The organism is Nocardioides silvaticus, from assembly GCF_003160695.1.
Lineage (GTDB): Bacteria > Actinomycetota > Actinomycetes > Propionibacteriales > Nocardioidaceae > Nocardioides > Nocardioides silvaticus.
In genome coordinates, this window is the sequence record NZ_QGDD01000001.1 from 905,669 (window position 1) to 925,038 (window position 19,370).

Below are 19,370 nucleotides of genomic sequence, written 5' to 3' on the forward strand. Positions count from 1 at the left end.
GCGCTCACCACGAGCCGCCTCCACCGCCGCCTCCGCCACCACCGCCACCGCCCCCGCCGCCGCCGGACGACGAGCTCTGGGTGGCCTCGTAGGAGGAGATCGCGCTGCTGAGCGCGCCGTCGAAGTCGCCGACCATCGAGTCGACGGAGTGCGCGGCGCCGTAGCCGGAGGCGTAGAAGTAGCCGGGCGCCGGCGGTTCCTGGCCGGTCTCGACGCGGTACTTCTGGGCCCACTGCTGGGCGCAGTCGAAGGCGACCGCGTAGGGCAGGTAGGCCGTGTAGAGCTCCTGCCGGCCGGAGAAGTCGAACCGGTCCTTGGCCGACGGGGTCGAGAGCAGTCGCTTGAAGCCGCCCACCCGCGACCACAGCTCACGGCCGGCGTGGGTGCGCTTGGTGGCGGAGCCGGACTGGAGGAGGACCACCGCGCCCGCGGTGAACGCGGCGATCGGCAGCGCGGCCATCGACGGCCAGTTGAACGGCCGCCAGAACACCGCGGTGACGACGAGCCCGAAGCCGACGAGCACCAGGAGCCCGCCGAGGCCCCCGATCCCGGCCCGCACGAGCAGGCCGTTGGCGGTGGCCCACAGCTTGGTCGCCGCGGTGAACGACGAGACCTGGCTCTGCAGGACCTGCCCGCCCTGCACGTCCTTGGGCCGCGCCACGAAGTGGCTGCCGGGGCCGGACAGGATGCCCGCGACGCTCAGGGTGACCGGGTCGAGGCCGGCCCAGCCCTGCGGGCCGGCCTTGTCGGCGATCGTCCAGCTCCGGTCCTGGCCGCGCTGGAGGTCGACCGCGCCGTGCTCGGCGGCGTGCATCAGGCTGGCGACGTAGGCGCGCCGGTCGACGCGCTCCTGGAGGATGAACTGCGCCTGGGCCGGACCGATCCCCTCCGGCGGCGCGTACTGGAGCGGGAACCGCGGCTTCCGCTCGTAGGCGAGCCAGTTGAGCAGCATGCCGACTCCGCCGGCTAGCAGCGCGAGCAGCGCCAGCGCACCGAGCGTCGACTCGCTGGTGCCGAAGACGTTGTCGTAGCGGGCCGGCCACGGCAGCGTCGCCTGCTCAGGTGTCGGCAGGTCCTGCCCGGCCAGCAGCGTCACCGGTGTGTGGGAGTTGAGACCGTCGGTGCGGACCGTGAGGTCACGAGTGCCGACGCCCTGGACGTTGCACTCACGGGCGCCGTCCTCGACCTTCCCGACACCCACGTAGCACCGGACCTCCTCCGCTGGCTCGGGGAGGTGCACGGTGAGAACCGACTGGAGGATGTCCTGCTGCCAGCCGGCGGGGATCAGGTTCCAGTAGAACTCCGTGTCGGTGGACACCTCGTCGCCGCCCGGCGTCAGCGCGCCCTCGACGTGGTACTTCAGCACGTAGACGTGCTCGCCCACCGACAGCGTGCTGTCGGCGTCGCCGATCCGGTAGTTGTCGTAGCGCCCCTGCTCGACGGTGTGCTGGACGTCGGTCTCCTCGCCGTCGGCGGTGACCTCGAAGTCCTCGACCAGCGCGCGGACGTCGGGGTCGGAGGGCACGACCCGGTCGAAGAACCGGAAGATGCCGTGCTTGCCGGCGGTCGGGAAGTTCACGCGCAGCCGCTCGACCACGTCGAGCCCGCCGTCCTCGCCGACCGTGAACTCCGCCTTGTACGACGTGATCGTCGTGTCCTCGCTCGCCACGTCGGTCGACTCGAAGTCGATGTCGTAGAAGAGCGCCGGGATGCAGAGGAGGACGACCATGAAGGCGAACGCGACCGCCGAGGCGAGAAGGCGCTTCATGGCCGACAGGCTAGGGCAGCAGCGCGGGCTGCGACCCGAACTCGAGAGCCGTCGTCGGTAAAGCCTGGACGGACGGTCAGACCTGCATCACCACGGCCTTGGGCTCGGTGAAGAACTCGCGGCTGAAGCTGCCGCCCTCGCGGCCGACGCCGGAGTCCCCCACGCCGCCGAACGGCGCGCGCAGGTCGCGGATGAAGAAGCAGTTCACCCACACCGTGCCGGCGCGCAGTGCCGCCGACACCCGGTGGGCCCGGGAGAGGTTCTCGGTGAACACCATCGCGTTGAGGCCGTACGGCGAGTCGTTGGCGGTCCGGACGCCCTCCTCCTCGGTGTCGAACGGGTGGATCGTCACCACCGGGCCGAACACCTCCTCACACACGACCCGGGCGTCGAGGGGCGCGTCGACGACGACCGTCGGTCGCACGAACCACCCGTCGGCCGGGCCGCCGGTCACCATCCGCCCGGACCCACCCGCAGCGACCTCGTCGAGGTAGCCGCTCACCTTCTTCCAGTGCTCCTCGGACGCCAGCGGGCCGAGCTCGGTCGCCGGGTCCTTGGGATCACCCATCCGCAGCGCCTCGGCCGCGGCGACGAAGCGGGCGAGGAACTCGTCGTACACACCGCGCTGGACGAACAGCCGCGAGCCCGCGAGGCAGACCTGGCCGGCGTTGGTGAAGATCGCCTTGATCGACCACGAGACGGCGTTGTCGAGGTCGGCGTCGTCGAAGACCAGGTTGGCGCCCTTCCCACCGAGCTCGAAGCTCACCGGGGTGAGGTGCGCGGCGGCAGCGCGGCCGATCACCCGGCCGGTGCCGGACTCGCCGGTGAACGTGATCCGGTCGACGCCGCGGTGCTCGGTGAGCGCCGCACCCGCGGAGTCGGGGCCGAAGCCGTGCACGACGTTGAGGACGCCGGACGGCAGGCCGGCCTCGACGGCGAGCCGGGCCAGGAGGGTCGCCGACCTCGGGGTGTCCTCGGCGGGCTTGAGCACGACGGTGTTGCCCCAGACGAGCGCCGGCGCGACCTTCCAGGACTCGAGCATCAACGGGAAGTTCCACGGCGAGATCGCGGCGACGACGCCGGCCGGCTGGAACAGCGAGTAGGCGTGGTGGCCGCTGTCCATCGGCAGCGCCTCGCCCGCGCTCAGCCGGGCGTGGTCGGCGAAGAAGCGGAAGTTCTGGGCGGTGCGCGGGACGTCCTTGGTGCGGGCGTCGGTGATCGGCTTGCCCATGTCGACGGTGTCGGCCATCGCCAGCTCGTCGCTGTGCTCGAGCACGAGGTCGGCCAGCCGGTGGAGCAGGGCGCCGCGCTCGGCGTACCCCATCCGCGGCCAGGGCCCCTCGTCGAAGGCGCGACGGGCGGCGGCGACGGCGCGGTCGACCTCGACCCGGCCACCGAGCGCCACGTCGGCGTAGGCCTGCTGGGTGAACGGGTCGACGGAGGCGAACGTCGCCCCGGACTCCGACGCGACGTCCTCGCCGTCGATGACGTGGGTGATCTGCTCCACCGGACTTCCTCCGCTCCTCGCTCAGCGCGCCCCGACGGCGTGCAGGTCGCGCTCCTGCGAGAGCTGGAGCGCGATGTCGATCAACATGTCCTCCTGGCCGCCCACGTAGCCGGCCTCGCCGGCGCGCTGGAGGATCTCGTGAGCCGGTACGCCGTACCGCTCGGCCGCGTGCTCGGCGTGCAGCAGGAAGGAGGAGTAGACGCCCGCCCAGCCCTGCACGATCGCGGTGCGGTCGGCCTTCGGCCAGCGCGGCAGGTAGGGGCGGACCACCTCCTCCGCGGCCTCGAGCACGCCACCGACGTCGACGCCGGTCTCGACGCCGAGGTGGTCGAACGTCGCGGCCAGCACCTCGGTCGGCGAGTTGCCCGCGCCGGCACCGAGCGCGCACAGCGAGCCGTCGATCTGGCGGGCACCGGACTCGAACGCCAGCACCGAGTTGGCGACGCCCAGCGAGAGGTTCTGATGGCCGTGGAAGCCGACCTGCGCCTCGCGGCCGACCTCGGCCACCAGCGCGGCGATGCGCGCCTTCGCCTCGGTGAGCACCAGCGCACCCGCGGAGTCGACCGCGTAGACGCACTCGCAACCGGCGTCGACCATGATCCGGCCCTGCCGCGCGAGCTCCTCCGGCGACGTGCGGTGGCTCATCATCAGGAAGCCGACGGTCTCCATCCCGAGCGACCGGGCGAGCCCGAAGTGCTGGATCGACACGTCCGCCTCGGTGCAGTGGGTGGCGATCCGCGCCACCGAGGCGCCGGCCTCACGGGCGTTGCGCAGGTCGTCCATGGTGCCGATGCCCGGCACCAGCAGCACCGCGATCCGCGCCTGGCTCGCCTCCTCGGCCGCCGCGCGCACCAGCGTGATGTCCTCGACCTTCGAGAAGCCGTAGTTGAAGGAGGAGCCGCCGATCCCGTCGCCGTGGCTGACCTCGATCACCTCGACCCCGGCGGCGTCGAGCGCGTGGACGGTCGCGCGCACCTGCGCCTCGGTGAACTCGTGCTGCATCGCGTGGCTGCCGTCCCGCAGCGTGGTGTCGGTGATGCGGACGGGCCGCTGGGTCCCGGTCATGCGAGGGCTCCTGCCAGCTTCTCGGTGGCGACCAGCTCGCCGACGCGCGCTGCGGCGGCGGTCATGATGTCGAGGTTCCCGGCGTACGTCGGCAGGTAGTCGCCCGCGCCGAGGACCTCGATGAACACGGTGACGCGTCCGTTGCCGTCCCACTTCTCGCGCGGGTCGTCGTACTGCGGCTCGGCGCGGAGGGTGTAGCCCGGAACGTACTGCTGCACCTCCTCGACGCGACGGTGCACGGCGGAGGTGATCGCGTCCTTGTCGGCGTCGGCGGGGATCGCGCAGAAGATCGTGTCGCGCATGATCATCGGCGGCTCGACCGGGTTGAGCACGATGATCGCCTTGCCCCGCGGGGTGCCGCCGAGCTCGCGGACGGCCCGGCTGGTGGTGTGGGTGAACTCGTCGATGTTGGCGCGGGTGCCGGGACCGGCCGACTTCGAGGCCACGGAGGCGACGATCTCTGCGTACGCCACCGGGACGACCGAGGACACCGCGTGCACGATCGGCACCGTCGCCTGCGCGCCGCAGCTGATCATGTTGATGTTGGTCGCGTCGACGTGCTCGCGGAAGTTCACCGGCGGGCAGACCAGCGGGCCGACCGCGGCCGGCGTCAGGTCGATCGCCACGATGCCGGCCTCCTGCAGCCGCGGGGCCGCCGCCCGGTGCGCCTTCGCCGAGGTCGCGTCGAAGACGATCTCCGGCAGCTCGTCGCGGGAGAGCAGCCAGTCCAGCCCCTCGGCCGACGCTTCGAGCCCGAGGTCGCGCGCCCGCTGCAGGCCGTCGGACTCGACGACGCCGACGACGTACTGCACCTCGATCGACTCGCTGCGGCGCAGCTTGGCGAGCAGGTCGGTGCCGATGTTGCCCGGGCCGATGATGGCCGCGCGGGCCTTGCGCGCAGAATCGTGGGGGATCTTCATGCGTCCCACCTCGGGATCTCGTCCTCCTGCGGGATGTTCACCTCGGTCACCCGGTTGCGGTAGCTGACGGTGGCGGTGCGGCCGCCGTGCTTGACGCGGACGACGACCTCCTCGGTGTTGACCGGCTCGCCGGGGTCGTAGCCGTGCGCCCAGGTCGCGAACGCCCGGATCGGGCCGGAGTGGGTGGCCGCGATGATGCGCTGGCCGGGCGACTCCGCGATCAACCGGTTGAAACCGGTCCAGAACCTGCGGACGCAGGCCTGTGGCGACTCGAAGTACATCAGCGGGATCGTCAGCCACAGCTGGATCGGGTCGGCGCCACCGAGCTGGGTGCGGTAGAACCGGTCGATCTCGACCAGCCACCGCGGCCGGTCGCCCACCGCCATCCGCTCCATCTTCTCCATCTCGGCCTGGTACTTGCGGAACGACGCGGTGATGTCGCGGACGCCGTCGGGACTCCAGACCTGGAAGTTCTTGAGCTCCTCGACCGGCTCCGGGCCGCTGACCTCGCACTCGCGGCCGTACTGCTGCAGCCCGTCGAGCAGCCCGCGGTGGATCTGCTCCGCGGTCTGCCGCGCCCGGTTGGTGGGAGCACAGACGATCCGCATCTGCGGCCACTCGCGCAGGGTGCGGGCCAGCGCCTGCCCCCGCTGGTGGGCCTGCCAGGCACCCATCGGGGTGAGGCCGGCGTCGGTGGAGTAGCCCTGGGTGATGCCGTGCCGGATGATCCGGATCTCGGTCGTGTAGGTGTCCCGCTCGCTGCGCTGCTCGGGGATGATCTCGTGGCTGCGGGTGACCGCCGCGTACTCCGGGGCGAAGGTCTCCCCGTCGTGCTCGAGCGGCACCGAGCGGGTCCGCACCGGTGAGTCCGTACGACGGTCGCGGAACCGCCGCAGGTAGAGCGGCACCGACTCGTCGGTCTCCTCCGCGGGTGCGGCCGGCGTCGTCGTGCCCCTGCTGCGGCGCTCGGTGTAGCGCGCCAGGTACAGCGGAGCGTCGGTGCGGTCCGTTCGACGGAAGACGTCGTTCGTGCTCACGAGTGCACCGTGAAGAAGCGCTCGTTGACCTCGCGGGCGTAGTAGAACATCGCCCGCCCCATCTCCTCCTCGGTCCAGGTGATCGGCTCGAAGTCGGGGTCGACCCAGTAGCCGCCGGTGAAGACCTCGTTGCGGTTGCCGACCGGGTCGAAGAAGTAGACGGTGTAGCCGCGGGTGACGCCGTGCCGGGTCGGGGCGACGTCGATGGTCACCCCGTTGAACGCCAGGTGGTCGGCGGCCTCCCGCACCGCGTTCCAGTCGTCGAGCCAGAACGCGAAGTGGTGCAGTGCGCCGTTGGGGCCGGTCACCAGGGCCAGGTCGTGCGGGCTGTGCGAGCGCTCGAGCCAGGTGGCGATCTGGTGGCCGTCGTTGGCGATGATCTGCTCGGTGAGCCGGAAGTCCAGCACCTCGCGGTAGAACCGGGTGGCCGCGTCGACGTCCTCGGCCATGATGAAGATGTGGTCGAGCCGGGGCGGCGCGATCCCGACCAGCCCGCCCGGCCGCGGCGGCGGGTTGAAGAGCGGCAGCATGTTGCCGACCTTCTCCATGCCCCAGCCGAGCTCGATGGTGTGGCCCGACGGCGCCTCGAACCGGATCGCCTCGCCCCAGCCGGGCCCGAGCTCGCCCTTGCCGTAGCGCTTCACCGGGATGCCCGCGGCCTCCACCCGCTCGGTGTAGTGGTCGAGGTCCTCGAGCTCGGCGACCTTGAAGCTCATGTGGTCGAGGCCGTACGTCGAGGCCTGGCGCAGCACGACCGAGTGGTGCTCGTGCTCGTCCCAGCACTTCAGGAAGACCCGGTTCTCCTCGTGCGCGGTCTCGATGAGCCCCAGCACCTCGGTGTAGTAGGCGGTGCACAGCTCGAGGTCGGGCACCCGGATCTGCACGTGCTGGAGACGGAGGATGCGATCGGACACGGTGGCTCCCTGGTTCTCGTGGCGGCTCAGGTGTGGAAGCGCAGGAAGCGCTGGGCGACGACGTTCTCGTAGTAGAAGAGACCCCTGCCGAACTGGTCCTCGGTCCAGGTGATCTGCGGGAAGTCGGGGTCGGGGCTGTAGCCGCCCGTGAACACCTCGTTGCGGGTGCCGAGCGGGTCGAAGAAGTAGATGGTGTTGCCGCGGGTGACGCCGTGACGGGTCGGGCCCTGGTCGATCTGCACCCCGTTGTAGGCCAGGATGTCGGCGCTCTTGCGCACGTGGTCCCAGTCGTCGAGCCAGAACGCGAAGTGGTGCAGCGCGCCGTTGGGGCCGTTGACGATCGCGACGTCGTGGGGCGAGTGCGACCGCTCCATCCAGACGCCCAGCTGGTGGCCGTTGCCGTCGAGGACCTGCTCGGTCATCCGGAACCCCAGCACGTGCTTGAAGAACGCGTAGGACTCGCCGACCTCCTCGGCGTTGATGAGCAGGTGGTCCATCCGCGGCGGGGCGATGCCCGGCAGGTCGGGCGGCGGCACCGGGGAGGGGTTGAGCTTGCCGAGCACGTTGCCGACCTTCTCGAGGTCCCACACCAGCTCCATGGTCTGGCCGCTGGGGATCTCGAACTGGATCGACTCCCCCTGGCCGACCTCCTCGCCCTTGCTCACGCGCCGGACGTCGCAGCCGGCGTTGGCGAGCCGGATCTCCAGGTCGGCGAGGTCGTCCTCGCGCTCGACCCGGAAGGAGAACTTGTCCATGCCGATGCGGGTGTCGCTGCGCAGCCGCAGCGAGTGGTGGTCCTCCTCGTCCCAGCACTTGAGGTAGACGGCGTCGTCGGTGCGCTCGCTGACGTGCAGTCCGAGGACCTCGGTGTAGTAGGCCGTCGACAGCTCCAGGTCGGGCGTGCGGACGTCGACGTGGGCGAGGCGGAGGACTCCCACCGTTGCCTCCTCAAGAGTTCGGCCGGCCCGATGACGGGCTCCTTGACGTCGAACGTAGGGATGGCTAGCGTTCCGTGTAAAGGAAGGGTGTTCCATATGCAGGAACGACAGGCCTCTCGCGAGGACCAGCCCGACCGTCCCGGCCCGGAGGCCATGCGGGACGCCGTGGCCGGATACGTGCAGGAGATCCACCGCGCCTACGTCGACCAGGCGGCGACGTTCTCCCCCGGCGTGCGCGGGCGGCTGCCGCTGCTCGCCGCAGCGCCCGGCCGGGTGACCGTGGTCGCTGCGGCGGCGCGCAACCTCCACCTGCTGGCGACGCTGGAGACCCTGGGACCGCTCCGCGGCGACGAGGTCTCCTTCGCCGCGGAGTACGGCGGGCTCGCGTGGGACCTGCGCTTCTACGACCCGGTCGTGCTGCCCGACCTCGGCCTGCTCGAGGAGCGCGACGCCCCCGCGTTCGAGGAGGTCAAGCGCGCCCTCGGGGTCAGCACGGTGCTCTACCACGTGGTCGCCCAGCCGGGCGCCGGCCTGAACGGCCACCAGGCGACGCACGTCGGCACCGGCATCGCCAACGGCCACTCCGCCGCCGCCCGCGACTTCGAGACCATCAGGGCCCGGGCCCGCGGCCGGGAGGCGCTGGTCGACGAGCTCGCCGGAGCGGCACAGGCCGGGCTCCCCCATGCGCAGGCACTGCTGGCCCGCGCGATCTCGCCGCACGACGAGGGCGTGCGGACCGCGTGCGAGACGCCCGCGCCGGACCCCGACGCGATCCGCCGCGCGGTGCTCGCCGCGGTCGGCGGCCGCACCCAGTGGACACCGAAGGAGTCGGCGTGAGCGACGGCGGACTCTCCTCGGTCGGCAACGCGGCCCGGCTGCTCAAGGCGTTCCTGTCCCGCGAGAAGGAGATCGGCGTCTCCGAGCTCGCGCGCCGGCTCGACCTCGGCAAGAGCACCGTGCACCGGCTGCTGACGACGCTGGTCCAGGAGGGGCTGGTCGAGCGCAACCCGGAGACCGGGGCCTACCGGCTCGGGCTGACGATGTTCGAGCTCGGCCAGGTCGTGCAGTCCCACATGGACCTGCACGGCGCGGTCGGTCCCGTGCTCGCCGCGCTGCGGGAGGAGACCCACGAGGGCTGCCAGGTCGGCGTGCTGGACGGGCACGAGGTGGTCTACATCGACCGGCTCGAGAGCTCGCAGACGCTGCGCCTCTTCAACGAGACCGGACGCCGGGTGCCGGTGCACACCACCTCCTCCGGCAAGGTGCTGCTCGCCCACCTCGACGAGGAGCACCTGACCCGCGTGCTCGAGGCTGCGTCGCCGCTCGCGGAGATGACCCCCCGCTCGATCACCGATCCCGAGCAGCTCCGAGGAGACCTGGCGCGGATCCGGGCCCGCGGCTGGTCGGAGGCGGTCGAGGAGCGCGAGGTCGGCGTCGCGTCGATCGCCGCACCGATCCGGGACGCGAGCGGCCGCGTCGTCGCCGCCATCAGCATCGGCGGGCCGGCGGCGCGCCTGGGCGCGCAGCAGCGACGGCGGCTCGCCGAGGTGATCGTCGAGGCGGGCGAGGCCGCGTCCCGCCGGCTCGGGTGGTCACCCGAGTCGTCCCTGGCGCGGGAGGGCTGAGCGGATGCCGATCTCCGACCCCGTCGGCAAGGCCCGGCTCCTCTACGACGCCCGGCGTGACCGGGTGGCGATCCCGCCGTTCACCGACGACGATCCGACACTCGGGATGGCCGACGGGTACGCCGTCCAGGCCGAGCTGGTCGACCTCCTGCTCGCCGACGGCGACTCCGTCGTCGGCTACAAGGTGGGCCTGACGTCGAAGCCGATGCAGCGGATGATCGGCGTCGACTCCCCCGACTTCGCGCCGATCCTCGGCTCGACGGCGCACGTCGACGGCGGCACGGTCTCGCTGTCGAGGTTGATCCAGCCGAAGATGGAGGCCGAGATCATCGCCGTCATGGGCGAGCGGCTCGCCGGGCCCGGGGTGCTCGTGACCGACGCGGCGCGCGCCGTCGCGGGCGTCTGCGCGTCCGTCGAGATCGTCGACTCCCGCTTCGAGGACTGGCGGATCGGGCTGGCCGACACCGTCGCGGACCTGGCCTCGAACGGGGCGTTCGCGAGCTCGTCGCGCGTCGTACCCCTCACCGAGGTGGACCCTCGCTACGTCGGCATGACGCTGACCCGCAACGGCGAGCTCGTCGACACCGGTGCGGGCGCGGCCGCGCTCGGCGACCCGCTCGCCGTGGTCGCCTGGCTGGCGAACACCCTCGGCGAGCGCGGCATCGCGCTCGAGCCGGGCCACCTGGTGATGACCGGGGCGCTGCACGCCGCCGTGCCGATGGCCGCGGGCGACGTGTTCCGCGCCGACTTCGACCGGCTCGGTCCGGTGACGCTGAGGGTGGTGGAGTGAATGACCGTCGACACGCAGGCGCTGGCCGACCGGCTGACGTGGGCGCGCACCACGCGGACGGCGATCCCCCAGCTCTCCGACGAGGTGCCGGGCCTCGACCTCGCCACCGGCTACGCCGTGCAACGGCTCCAGCGTCCCGGGCTCGGGCGGCCGGTCGGCTGGAAGCTCGGCGTCACCAGCCGCGCCAAGCAGCGGCAGGTCGGCGTCGACGCGCCGATCTACGGATTCCTCGCCTCCGACCACGTGCTCGACCTGGGCGAACCGCTGACGACGGCCGAGCACATCAACCCGCGCTGCGAGCCGGAGATCGTCTTCGTCCTCGGCCGCGACCTCGCGGGGGCGCACGTGACCACCACCGAGGTGCTTGCCGCGACCTCCGGCGTCGCCGTCGGCATCGAGGTGATCGACTCGCGCTTCACCGACTACCGGTTCACGATGCCGGACGTCGTGGCCGACAACGCGTCCGCCGGGCGGTACGTCGTCGGCGCTCCCGTGCATCCGGACGGCATCGACCTGCGGCTGGTCGGGGTGGTGCTCGAGCACGACGGCGACGTGGTCGCCACCGCGTCGGGAGCCGCGTCCCTGGGGCACCCGGCCGCTGCCGTCGCCTGGTTGGTCCGCGCGCTGGCGGCCGCTGGGGAGGGGTTGCGGGCGGGGGACGTGGTGCTGTCCGGCGGGCTCACTGCCGCCGTGCCCGTGGGTCCCGGCGACGTCGTCGTCGCGACCATCGACCGCCTCGGATCGCTGGAGCTGGCGTGCCGCTGACCCGGGTCCCGCTCGGCGTCCGCGACGGCCGCGAGCGCTGGACGGTCCACCACGAGGGTCGCGACTACCTGGTGCTCGACCTCGGCGGTCGGCTCGTGGTCACCGATGCCCGGTGCCCCCACAAGCAGCAGCCGCTGGCCGAGGGGCTGCTGCGCGACGGCTGCCTGGTGTGCCCCGGCCACTGGTACACCTTCGACCTCGCCACGGGCGCCTGCCGCAACGCGACGGAGACCGCGCTGCCGCTGCACCCGGTCGTGGAGGAGGATGGCCATTGGTACGCCGAGGTCGGCGTCGAGCCCGCGCGCTCGTGGTCCGAGCGCCTGCGTGCCCATGCCGCCGGAGAAGGAGCAGGAGACCGATGACCGCCTACTGGATCGCCACCTACGACGAGGTCACCGACCCCGACAAGGTCGCCGCCTACGCGAACCTCGCCTTCCCGGCGCTGACCGGCGCCGGCGGGCGGTTCCTCGCCCGTGGCCTGCCCGAGCAGGTCTACGAGCTCGGCGAGGAGACCCGCACCGTGCTCATCGAGTTCGACAGCGTCGACGCCGCCCGAGCGGCCCACGACAGCCGGGCCTACGCCGAGGCCCTCGCCGCGCTCGACGGCGGCGCCCGCCGCGACATCCGGATCGTGCCGGCCGTCGAGTAGCGGTCAGCCACCGGGAGCGTGCTTGCCGGCCTCCCAACCGCGGCTGCCGAGCAGCTCGCCGGCCAAAGAGAGCGGGACGTCCTCGAGCGGTGTGGCCATGGAGTCGTTCCACCTGTTGAAGACCCCGAACATGCACACGACGCCGAGGATCTCCACGATCTGGGTCTCGGTCCAGTGCTCCGCGAGGGCCCGGTAGATCTCGTCGGTGACCGCGTTGGGCACGGACGCTGCCGCTAGAGCGAAATCGAGCGCGACGCGCTCGGCCGGCGTGAAGTGCGGGCTCGTCGCGTAGTCGTAGACGGCCTCCATCTTCTCTGCACTGACGCCGTGGCGGGTCGCGCTCACCGTGGTGTGCGCCTTGCAGTACTGGCAGCCCGAGGCGGCGCTCGCCAGGTGCCCGACGAGTCGCTTGAGGCCGAGGTCGACCTCGCCGTCCGGCGCGAACACAGCGCGGTTGAGCTGGATGACCGCCGCGGCGATCGCGGGGACCCGCTGCATGGTCAGCAGGCTGTTCGGGACGAACCCGAGGGTCCGGACGAAGTGCTGGAACGCCTCGCCCAGCTCCGGGTCGGTGCAGTCCTCGGGCGGGATGGGTGCCATGCGCGCCATGAGCAGATCGTCGGCGGCGGCGCCGCGCGGGCGCGGGGCCGTCCTGCTCCGCGGGACGACCGCGTTCCGCTGGACCGAACGGGCCGGCGACTCCCGCTGACGCACTAGAGCCCGAGCACGAGGCGGGCGCTCCGGGCGCGGGAGACGCAGACCATCATGCAGGTGTTCGCCTCCTTCTCGGGGTCGGTGAGCACGTAGTCGCGGTGATCGACCTCGCCCTCGACCACCTTGACCTCGCAGCTGCCGCAGATGCCGTCGCGGCAGTCGCTGAGGACAGGGACACCCTGCTCGTCGAGGACGTCGAGGATCGAGCGGTCGGGCGGGACGAGGAGGGTGCGGCCGCTGTCGGCGAGGACCAGCTCCGCCGCGTTCTCCGCCGACGGGTCGCGCTCGACGACCGGGGCGGAGAACCGCTCGAGGTGGAGCGCACCCCTCGGCCAGCCTGCCGTCCGCTCCTCGACGGCCGCGAGCAGCGGCTCGGGGCCGCAGCAGTAGACGAGGGTGTCCGGCCTCGGCTCGGCCAAGAGGCCGTCGAGGTCGAGCAGGCCATGGGTGTCCTGCGGCCACAGGGTCACCCGGTCGTCGTACGCCGCGAGCTCGTCGACGAACGCCATCGAAGCGGCACTCCGGCCGCCGTACAGCAGGGTCCACTCGGCGCCCGCGGCGGTCGCCGACGCCAGCATCGGCAGGATCGGCGTGATGCCGATGCCACCCGCCACGAAGACGTACGACGGCGCCGGCTCCAGCCGGAAGTGGTTGCGCGGCCCGGCGTGCTCGACGGTGTGGCCGGGTCGCAAGGTGTCGTGGACATAGGCCGACCCGCCCCGTCCGGTCTCCTCGCGCAGGATGCCCAGCCGGTAGCGGCGTCGGTCGGCGGGATCGCCGCACAGGGAGTACTGCCGCGACAGCCCGCCCGGCAGCTTCAGGTCGAGGTGCGCCCCCGGCTCCCAGGCGGGCAGCTCGGCGCCGGCGGGGTCGACGAGCTCGACGGAGAGGACACCGGCGGCCTCGAGGGTCAGCGAACGGACCAGAAGGGACATGTCGCGATGGTGCGCACCCGAGCCCCAGGTCGAGCACGGTCCGTCCCGCGGAGCGGGCCACTGTTGTTCCGCGAACAGGAACGGCGGTCCTTGTGCTGGAACGGGTTACGACAGCAGGATCGGCCCATGGCCACCGCCCGCGCCCTGCTCCTCGACATCGGCGGCGTCGTTCTGCGCAACGCCCGTGAGCTGATCCGGATGCGCGCCGCCGTCGACGCTCCCGAGGTGTCGGCCTACCTCGAGGAGGTCGACTTCGCCGGACCCGGCGACGAGCTGTGGCAGCAGATGCTGCGGCACGAGGTGACCGAGCGGGAGTACTGGGCCCGGCGCTCGGGCGAGGTCGGCCGGGCGATGGGGCACGACGACTGGACCACCTACGACCTCATCTCCTGGATCTACCACCGGCCCGAGCCCGACTGGCTGGCGGCCGAGGTCGTCGAGCTGATGACCGACGCCAAGGCCGCGGGCCTGCCGCTGGTCGCCCTCACCAACGACCTGGTCGACTTCCACGGCGAGGAGTGGGCGTCCGCCCAGGAGTGGCTGAAGCCGTTCGACACGATCGTGGACGGCTCGGTGACCGGCGTCCTGAAGCCCGATCCGGCTGCCTACGCGCTGGCGATCGAGGCGATCGGCGTGCCGGCGGGAGAGATCGTCTACCTCGACGACATGCCGGTGAACGTCGCCGGCGGCACGGCCGTCGGCCTGCAGGCGATCGAGGTCGCCCACGAGGACAAGGGCGCCGCCGTCGCCGAGGCACGGCGCCGGCTCGGGCTCTGAGAGGAGACGCCATGCCGCTGGTCCGGATCGACATCATGGAGGGCCGTCCGCCCGAGGTGATCGAGGAGCTGCACGACCGGGTCGCCCATCTCGTCGCCGAGATCCTCGACGCGCCGATCGAGCGGGTGCGCACCTACGTCACCCAGTTCCCGCCGGAGGCCTGGGGCATCGGCGGCGTGCCGGCCAGCGTCGCGCGTCAGGCGGAGGTGGAGGCGCGCCGGACCGCCCAGGAGGAGCGCGAGAGCGACGGATCGGCCGATGGCTGATCTCTGCGTCGTCGTCGGCGCGACCGGGACCATGGGCCGCGCGGTCACCGAGCGCCTCGTGAAGCGCGGACAACGGGTGCTGGCGGTCGGCCGCGACGAGGCCGCCCTGGCGACGCTGGCCGACCAGGTGGCGGGGGTGGCGCCGTGCGTCGCCGACATCGCCGACGACGCGGCGGTGGCGACGATCGGTGCCGCCGTGGACGCACCGGTCCGGATGGCCGTCTTCGCAGCCGGGCTCCCGATCGCGGGCTCGGTGGAGACCGTCGCGCCCTCCGACCTGGCCCGCGGCGCCGACATCAAGCTCGGCGGCCTGCTGCGACTGGTGCGCGCCGTCGACGACCGGCTCGAGCGGGGATCCCGGATCGTCATGTTCGCCGGCACCCTCGGCCTCGAGCCGAAGCCGTCCTCCGCCGGCCCCGGTGCGATCAACGCGGGGGTGCTCAACCTGATGCGCCAGCTCGCCGACGTCTACGGCCCGCGCGGCATCACCACCCACACGCTCAGTCCCGGCCCGACCGAGTCGCCACGCCTGCACGCCCTCGTCGAGCGGGCCGCGGCGGAGAAGGGCATCACCGTGGCCGAGCAGTGGGCGTCGTACGCCGCGCAGACCTCGCTCGACCGGCTGCCACGGGTCGAGGAGATCGCGTGGGCGGTGACCCTGCTGCTCGATCCCGAGGCCGACGCGCTCCACGGCGGCGTGCTGCACCTCGACGCGGGCGGGCAGCGCTCGATCGTCTGAGCCCGCGGGCAGCAGCACCGGGGGCTAGCGGTGCAGCCGCCCCCGGTAGCCCAGCCGTCGGCTGATGACCGCCGCCGCCTCCAGCACGGCGGACCGGTACCTCAGCATCGTGGTCGTGTTGATCCGCTCGGAGCTCCCGACCACGGTCACCGCGGCGATGACGCTGCCGTCGGCGCCGCGCAGCGGCGCACCGACCGAGCTCACCCCGAGCTCGCCCTCCTCGATGTTGGACGCCCAGCCCTGCCGGGCTACGACCTCGAGCTCCTTCACCAGCGCCTGGTGGTCGGTGATCGTGTGCGTCGTGCGCGCGTCGAGCGCGATCCCGCGCAGCCGGCGTTCGAGCTCCGGCCGCGGGAGAGCTGCCAGCAGCACCTTTCCCGAGCTGGTCCAGTGCGCCGGCAGCCGGTGCCCGACCCGGCGGAACACCGGCAGCAGGTAGGTGCTCTCCAGGCGCTCGACGTAGACCGCCTCCAGCCCGTCGAGCACGGCGACGTGCACCATCTCGCCGGTCTGGTGCCGCAGCGTGGTCAGCACCGGCAGCGCGGCCTGGTGGAGGTCGACGTGCTCGGTGACCGTGGTGCCCAGCTCGTAGAGCGCCAGGCCCAGCCGGTACTTGCCGGTCTGCGGGTCCTGCTCCAGCAGCCGCTCGGCCTCCAGCGTCGCGACCAGGCGGTGCGTGGTGCTCTTGCCGAGCCCGAGCCGGCGGCTGAGCTCGCTCACCCCGAGCTCCTGGTCGGCGTGCGTGAACGCCCGGAGCACCCGGGCCGCGTTGCGGACCGAGGACAGCAGCTGCGACCTCGGGGCGGCGGCGGAGGCCTCCGAGGCGTCGAGGGACTCCTCGGTCTGCTCGGGCACCCGACCTCCTCCTGCGTGCGACGCGCCCACAGGCTCTCCGCGGACCTCCGGACGGAACACGAACGTCCCGCTCCGCGGGACATTCTGATCCATGATGGTGACCTGCGCCACAGGATGCAGCAACAGGCACCCGACCCCTGCCGGAGGTACCCGCCCGATGCCCCACCACATCGCCTGGTTCGACCGCCACGACCCGGCCCTCGAGCCCGTCCTCGGCGGCAAGAACACCAGCCTCGGCATCATGACGATGGCCGGCCTGCCGGTGCCGCCGGGCTTCGCGGTCACCGCCACCGCCTACGTGAAGGCGCTGCACGACACCGGCGTCGCCGGAGCGCTCGCGGCGATGGTCGGCGGCCTCGACGTCACCGACGGCGTCGCGCTGGCCCGGGTCGCGACCGAGGCGCGCGACACCATCACCGGGACGCCGCTGCCGCCGTGGCTGGCCGACGAGGTCGACGAGGCCTACGCGACGATCAGCGAGCGCCGCGGGCAGGCCGACCTCCCGGTCGCCGTCCGCTCCTCCGCGACCTGCGAGGACCAGCCCGACGCGAGCTTCGCGGGCGAGCACGACACCTACCTGTGGGTCCGCGGCGCCGACGCGCTCCGCGACCACGTCCGCCGGTGCTGGGCGAGCCTCTACACCGAACGGGCGATCTGCTACCGCCGCCAGATGGGGTACGGCGAGGACGGCGCCGCGATGAGCGTGGGCATCCAGCAGATGGTGCTGCCGAAGGCTTCCGGGGTGGCGTTCACCCTCAACCCTCTCAACGGCGACCGGTCGCAGATCGCGATCGACGCGTCGTGGGGGCTCGGCGAGGCGGTCGTGAGCGGCTCGGTCACGCCCGACAACTTCCTCGTCGACAAGGTGATGGGCGACATCACCTCCCGGGTGATCTCCGACAAGACCGTCGAGCACGTGCTCGACGAGGACGACCGCGTGGTCGAGCGCGAGGTCGACGAGGAGCGTCGTACTGCCGCGTCGCTGACCGACGACGAGGTGCGCGCCGTGGCCGCCCTCGCTCGCCGCGCCGAGAAGCACTACGGCCGACCCCAGGACGTCGAGTGGGCGATCGACGGAGCGGCGCCCGCCGACGAGGCGGTCGTCCTCCTCCAGTCCCGGCCGGAGACCGTCTGGAGCCGCAAGGCCCGCGTCGCCTCGCCGGACTCCGCCAACACGTTCCAGTCCATCGTGCACAACCTGCTCCACCCCTCGGGAAGCCAGACCGTCCACCTGCACTGAGCTGCGCCGAGCAGCCGGAGCCGCAGAACCACCGCAAGGAGAGACCGATGCCCGACCGTTTCCCGAGCCCGTTCGAGGTCGTGACACCCACCGGAGCCGAGGGGTGGGAGGAGCTCTACGGCTACTCCACCGTCTTCAGCGAGGACCGCCGCGAGCTCGAGGACTCGATGTTCTGGTTCATGGACGGCGTGCACACGCCGGAGGCCATCGAGCCCTGGGACGCGACGGTCCTCGACTTCGCACTCACGTTCCTCGGTCAGTACACGACCCGCCACTACGTGATCCCGCCGGCCTTGGGCGTCGACATCCGCTACCTCAACGGCCACATGTACCTCTCCCCGGTGCCGGTCACCGACCCCGCCGAGATCGAGGCCCGGGTGCCGGAGTTCGCCGAGCGTGCCGGCTACTACTTCGCCAACTGGCCGACGCTCTACGACGCCTGGATGGACAAGATCAAGGGCGTCATCGGCGAGCTCGAGGCGATCGACTTCCAGCCGTTGCCCCACCGCGAGGACATGTCCGTCATCACCGAGGGCCGCGGCATCGGCTCGGGCCAGCTGATGATGTTCGAGTACGACAAGCTGGTGCAGCTGACAGCGCGGCTGTGGGCGCACCACTTCGAGTTCCTCAACCTGGGCTACGCGGCCTACCTCGACTTCTTCGGGTTCTGCAAGCAGATCTGGCCCTCCATCCCCGACCAGGCGATCGCCAAGATGGTCGCCGGCATCGACGTCGACCTGTTCCGCCCCGACGAGGAGCTGAAGAAGCTGGCGCAGCTCGCCGTGGACCTCGGCATCGGCGACCGGATCACCTCCGACGCGGCAGGGACGCTGGCCGCGATGGACGCCGACGACGCGGGCAAGAAGTGGGCGACGGCCTGGGACGAGGCACACCACCCGTGGTTCAACTTCTCCTCGGGATCCGGCTTCTACCACTCCGACCGGGTGTGGGCGGAGTACCCCGACATCCCGATGGGCTTCATCGAGTCCTACGTCGCCAAGCTCGGCCGCGGCGAGTCGCTGGCCCGGCCGATCGAGGCGATCGAGGCCGAGCGGGACCGGCTGGTGGCGGAGTACTCCGAACTCATCGACGACGACGAGACGAGGGCGACGTTCGACGGCAAGCTCGGCCTGGCCCGCGTGGTCTTCCCGTACGTCGAGAACCACAACTTCTACGTCGAGCACTGGGGCATGTCGCTGGTGTGGCGCAAGATGCGCCAGCTCGGGCAGATCCTCACCGACGCCGGGTTCTTCGGTAAGGCCGACGACATCTTCCTGCTGCGCCGCAACGAGGTGCCGGACGCGATCTTCGACTACTTCCACGGCTGGGCGGTCGGCATCCCGTCCCGAGGCCCGGCGTACTGGGGCCGGGAGATCCCGCGGCGTCAGGGCATCATGCAGGCGCTGCGGTCGTGGTCGGCTCCGCCGGCCCTCGGGGTGCCGCCGGAGGTCATCACCGAGCCGTTCAGCGTGATGCTCTGGGGCGTCACCTCGGACTCGGTCAAGGCGTGGCTCGGCGGCTCCGACAGCCCCGACGGCACCCTCAGCGGGTTCGCGGCGTCCCCGGGCGTCGCCGAAGGCCCGGCCCGGGTCGTCCTCACCGCCGAGGGCATCAGCGAGCTGCAGGCGGGCGAGATCCTCGTCGCGCCGCTCACCGCGCCGTCGTGGGCGCCGGTGTTCGGGAAGATCGCGGCCACCGTCACCGACGTCGGCGGGATCATGAGCCACGCCGCCATCGTGTGCCGCGAGTACGGCCTGCCCGCCGTCACCGGCACGGCCTTCGGCACCAAGAACATCAAGACCGGCCAGCGGTTGCGGGTCGACGGCAACACCGGACAGGTGACCGTCCTGGACTGAGCGCCCCGCG

At 72.0% G+C, this 19,370-nt stretch carries 21 protein-coding genes; 11 read left to right on the forward strand and 10 right to left on the reverse strand.

Annotation, left to right across the window (positions count from 1 at the left end; translation table 11 throughout):
- Positions 1 to 4: 4 nt before the first annotated feature.
- The 7 genes from DJ010_RS04175 to DJ010_RS04205 form a co-directional block, all read right to left on the reverse strand.
- The gene (locus DJ010_RS04175) at positions 5 to 1,768 is read right to left on the reverse strand and encodes a DUF2207 domain-containing protein (RefSeq protein WP_109692318.1); all 1,764 of its coding nucleotides are present in this window, start codon (positions 1,766 to 1,768) and stop codon (positions 5 to 7) included.
- Between the two features lie 76 nt (positions 1,769 to 1,844).
- Positions 1,845 to 3,275 carry an aldehyde dehydrogenase gene (locus tag DJ010_RS04180; protein WP_109692319.1) on the reverse strand — a complete coding sequence of 477 codons (1,431 nt, stop codon included), beginning with the start codon at positions 3,273 to 3,275 and terminating at the stop codon, positions 1,845 to 1,847.
- A gap of 21 nt (positions 3,276 to 3,296) precedes the next feature.
- Positions 3,297 to 4,340 carry a 4-hydroxy-2-oxovalerate aldolase gene (dmpG, locus tag DJ010_RS04185; RefSeq protein WP_109692320.1) on the reverse strand — a complete coding sequence of 348 codons (1,044 nt, stop codon included), beginning with the start codon at positions 4,338 to 4,340 and terminating at the stop codon, positions 3,297 to 3,299.
- On the reverse strand, positions 4,337 to 5,260 hold the full coding sequence (locus tag DJ010_RS04190; RefSeq protein WP_109692321.1) for an acetaldehyde dehydrogenase (acetylating): 924 nt from the start codon (positions 5,258 to 5,260) through the stop codon (positions 4,337 to 4,339). Before DJ010_RS04190 ends, dmpG begins: the two co-directional genes overlap by 4 nt.
- Positions 5,257 to 6,297 (reverse strand): histidine phosphatase family protein, encoded by a 1,041-nt coding sequence (locus DJ010_RS04195; protein WP_109692322.1) that lies wholly within the window; start codon positions 6,295 to 6,297, stop codon positions 5,257 to 5,259. Before DJ010_RS04195 ends, DJ010_RS04190 begins: the two co-directional genes overlap by 4 nt.
- A complete protein-coding gene (locus DJ010_RS04200) occupies positions 6,294 to 7,211 on the reverse strand; it encodes a catechol 2,3-dioxygenase (RefSeq protein WP_109692323.1) in 918 nt (305 codons plus the stop codon). The genes DJ010_RS04195 and DJ010_RS04200 overlap by 4 nt, the downstream gene beginning before the upstream one ends.
- A 26-nt stretch (positions 7,212 to 7,237) precedes the next feature.
- Positions 7,238 to 8,149, reverse strand: a complete 912-nt coding sequence (locus DJ010_RS04205; protein WP_109692324.1) for a catechol 2,3-dioxygenase — start codon at positions 8,147 to 8,149, stop codon at positions 7,238 to 7,240.
- A gap of 96 nt (positions 8,150 to 8,245) precedes the next feature.
- Between DJ010_RS04205 and DJ010_RS04210 the strand changes: the two genes are divergently transcribed.
- The 6 genes from DJ010_RS04210 to DJ010_RS04235 are packed head-to-tail and all read left to right on the forward strand — an operon-like array spanning position 8,246 to position 11,978.
- Entirely contained in the window at positions 8,246 to 8,986 is a 741-nt protein-coding gene (locus DJ010_RS04210) for a hypothetical protein (protein WP_109692325.1), read from the forward strand.
- Positions 8,983 to 9,774, forward strand: coding sequence for an IclR family transcriptional regulator (locus DJ010_RS04215; RefSeq protein WP_109692326.1), 792 nt, complete (start codon positions 8,983 to 8,985; stop codon positions 9,772 to 9,774). The genes DJ010_RS04210 and DJ010_RS04215 overlap by 4 nt, the downstream gene beginning before the upstream one ends.
- 4 nt (positions 9,775 to 9,778) lie before the next feature.
- Entirely contained in the window at positions 9,779 to 10,564 is a 786-nt protein-coding gene (locus DJ010_RS04220) for a 2-keto-4-pentenoate hydratase (RefSeq protein WP_109692327.1), read from the forward strand.
- Positions 10,565 to 11,329 (forward strand): 2-keto-4-pentenoate hydratase, encoded by a 765-nt coding sequence (locus DJ010_RS04225; protein WP_109692328.1) that lies wholly within the window; start codon positions 10,565 to 10,567, stop codon positions 11,327 to 11,329. It begins immediately after the preceding gene.
- Positions 11,320 to 11,691, forward strand: a complete 372-nt coding sequence (locus DJ010_RS04230) for a Rieske (2Fe-2S) protein (RefSeq protein ID WP_211318643.1) — start codon at positions 11,320 to 11,322, stop codon at positions 11,689 to 11,691. The genes DJ010_RS04225 and DJ010_RS04230 overlap by 10 nt, the downstream gene beginning before the upstream one ends.
- Positions 11,688 to 11,978 carry a DUF1330 domain-containing protein gene (locus DJ010_RS04235; RefSeq protein WP_109692329.1) on the forward strand — a complete coding sequence of 97 codons (291 nt, stop codon included), beginning with the start codon at positions 11,688 to 11,690 and terminating at the stop codon, positions 11,976 to 11,978. Before DJ010_RS04230 ends, DJ010_RS04235 begins: the two co-directional genes overlap by 4 nt.
- A gap of 3 nt (positions 11,979 to 11,981) precedes the next feature.
- Here the strand turns inward: DJ010_RS04235 and DJ010_RS04240 are convergent, their stop codons facing one another.
- Together DJ010_RS04240 and DJ010_RS04245 are read right to left on the reverse strand one after the other, a co-directional pair.
- Positions 11,982 to 12,587 (reverse strand): carboxymuconolactone decarboxylase family protein, encoded by a 606-nt coding sequence (locus DJ010_RS04240; RefSeq protein WP_109692524.1) that lies wholly within the window; start codon positions 12,585 to 12,587, stop codon positions 11,982 to 11,984.
- 104 nt (positions 12,588 to 12,691) lie between these two features.
- A complete protein-coding gene (locus DJ010_RS04245; RefSeq protein ID WP_109692330.1) occupies positions 12,692 to 13,627 on the reverse strand; it encodes a PDR/VanB family oxidoreductase in 936 nt (311 codons plus the stop codon).
- Between the two features lie 126 nt (positions 13,628 to 13,753).
- Between DJ010_RS04245 and DJ010_RS04250 the strand changes: the two genes are divergently transcribed.
- The 3 genes from DJ010_RS04250 to DJ010_RS04260 are packed head-to-tail and all read left to right on the forward strand — an operon-like array spanning position 13,754 to position 15,409.
- A complete protein-coding gene (locus DJ010_RS04250; RefSeq protein ID WP_158282921.1) occupies positions 13,754 to 14,404 on the forward strand; it encodes an HAD-IA family hydrolase in 651 nt (216 codons plus the stop codon).
- Positions 14,405 to 14,415: 11 nt separating this feature from the next.
- A complete protein-coding gene (locus DJ010_RS04255; protein WP_109692332.1) occupies positions 14,416 to 14,670 on the forward strand; it encodes a tautomerase family protein in 255 nt (84 codons plus the stop codon).
- The gene (locus tag DJ010_RS04260) at positions 14,663 to 15,409 is read left to right on the forward strand and encodes an SDR family NAD(P)-dependent oxidoreductase (protein ID WP_109692333.1); all 747 of its coding nucleotides are present in this window, start codon (positions 14,663 to 14,665) and stop codon (positions 15,407 to 15,409) included. Before DJ010_RS04255 ends, DJ010_RS04260 begins: the two co-directional genes overlap by 8 nt.
- A 24-nt stretch (positions 15,410 to 15,433) precedes the next feature.
- Here DJ010_RS04260 and DJ010_RS04265 read toward each other — a convergent pair whose 3' ends face one another.
- Positions 15,434 to 16,264: an IclR family transcriptional regulator gene (locus DJ010_RS04265; protein ID WP_211318644.1), complete on the reverse strand. Its 831-nt coding sequence runs from the start codon at positions 16,262 to 16,264 to the stop codon at positions 15,434 to 15,436.
- A gap of 157 nt (positions 16,265 to 16,421) precedes the next feature.
- Here DJ010_RS04265 and DJ010_RS04270 point away from each other — a divergent pair, with 157 nt between their 5' ends.
- Complete coding sequence (locus tag DJ010_RS04270) at positions 16,422 to 17,504, forward strand: PEP/pyruvate-binding domain-containing protein (RefSeq protein WP_109692335.1); 1,083 nt, start codon at positions 16,422 to 16,424, stop codon at positions 17,502 to 17,504.
- Between the two features lie 47 nt (positions 17,505 to 17,551).
- A complete protein-coding gene (locus tag DJ010_RS04275; RefSeq protein ID WP_109692336.1) occupies positions 17,552 to 19,360 on the forward strand; it encodes a PEP-utilizing enzyme in 1,809 nt (602 codons plus the stop codon).
- Positions 19,361 to 19,370: the final 10 nt, after the last annotated feature.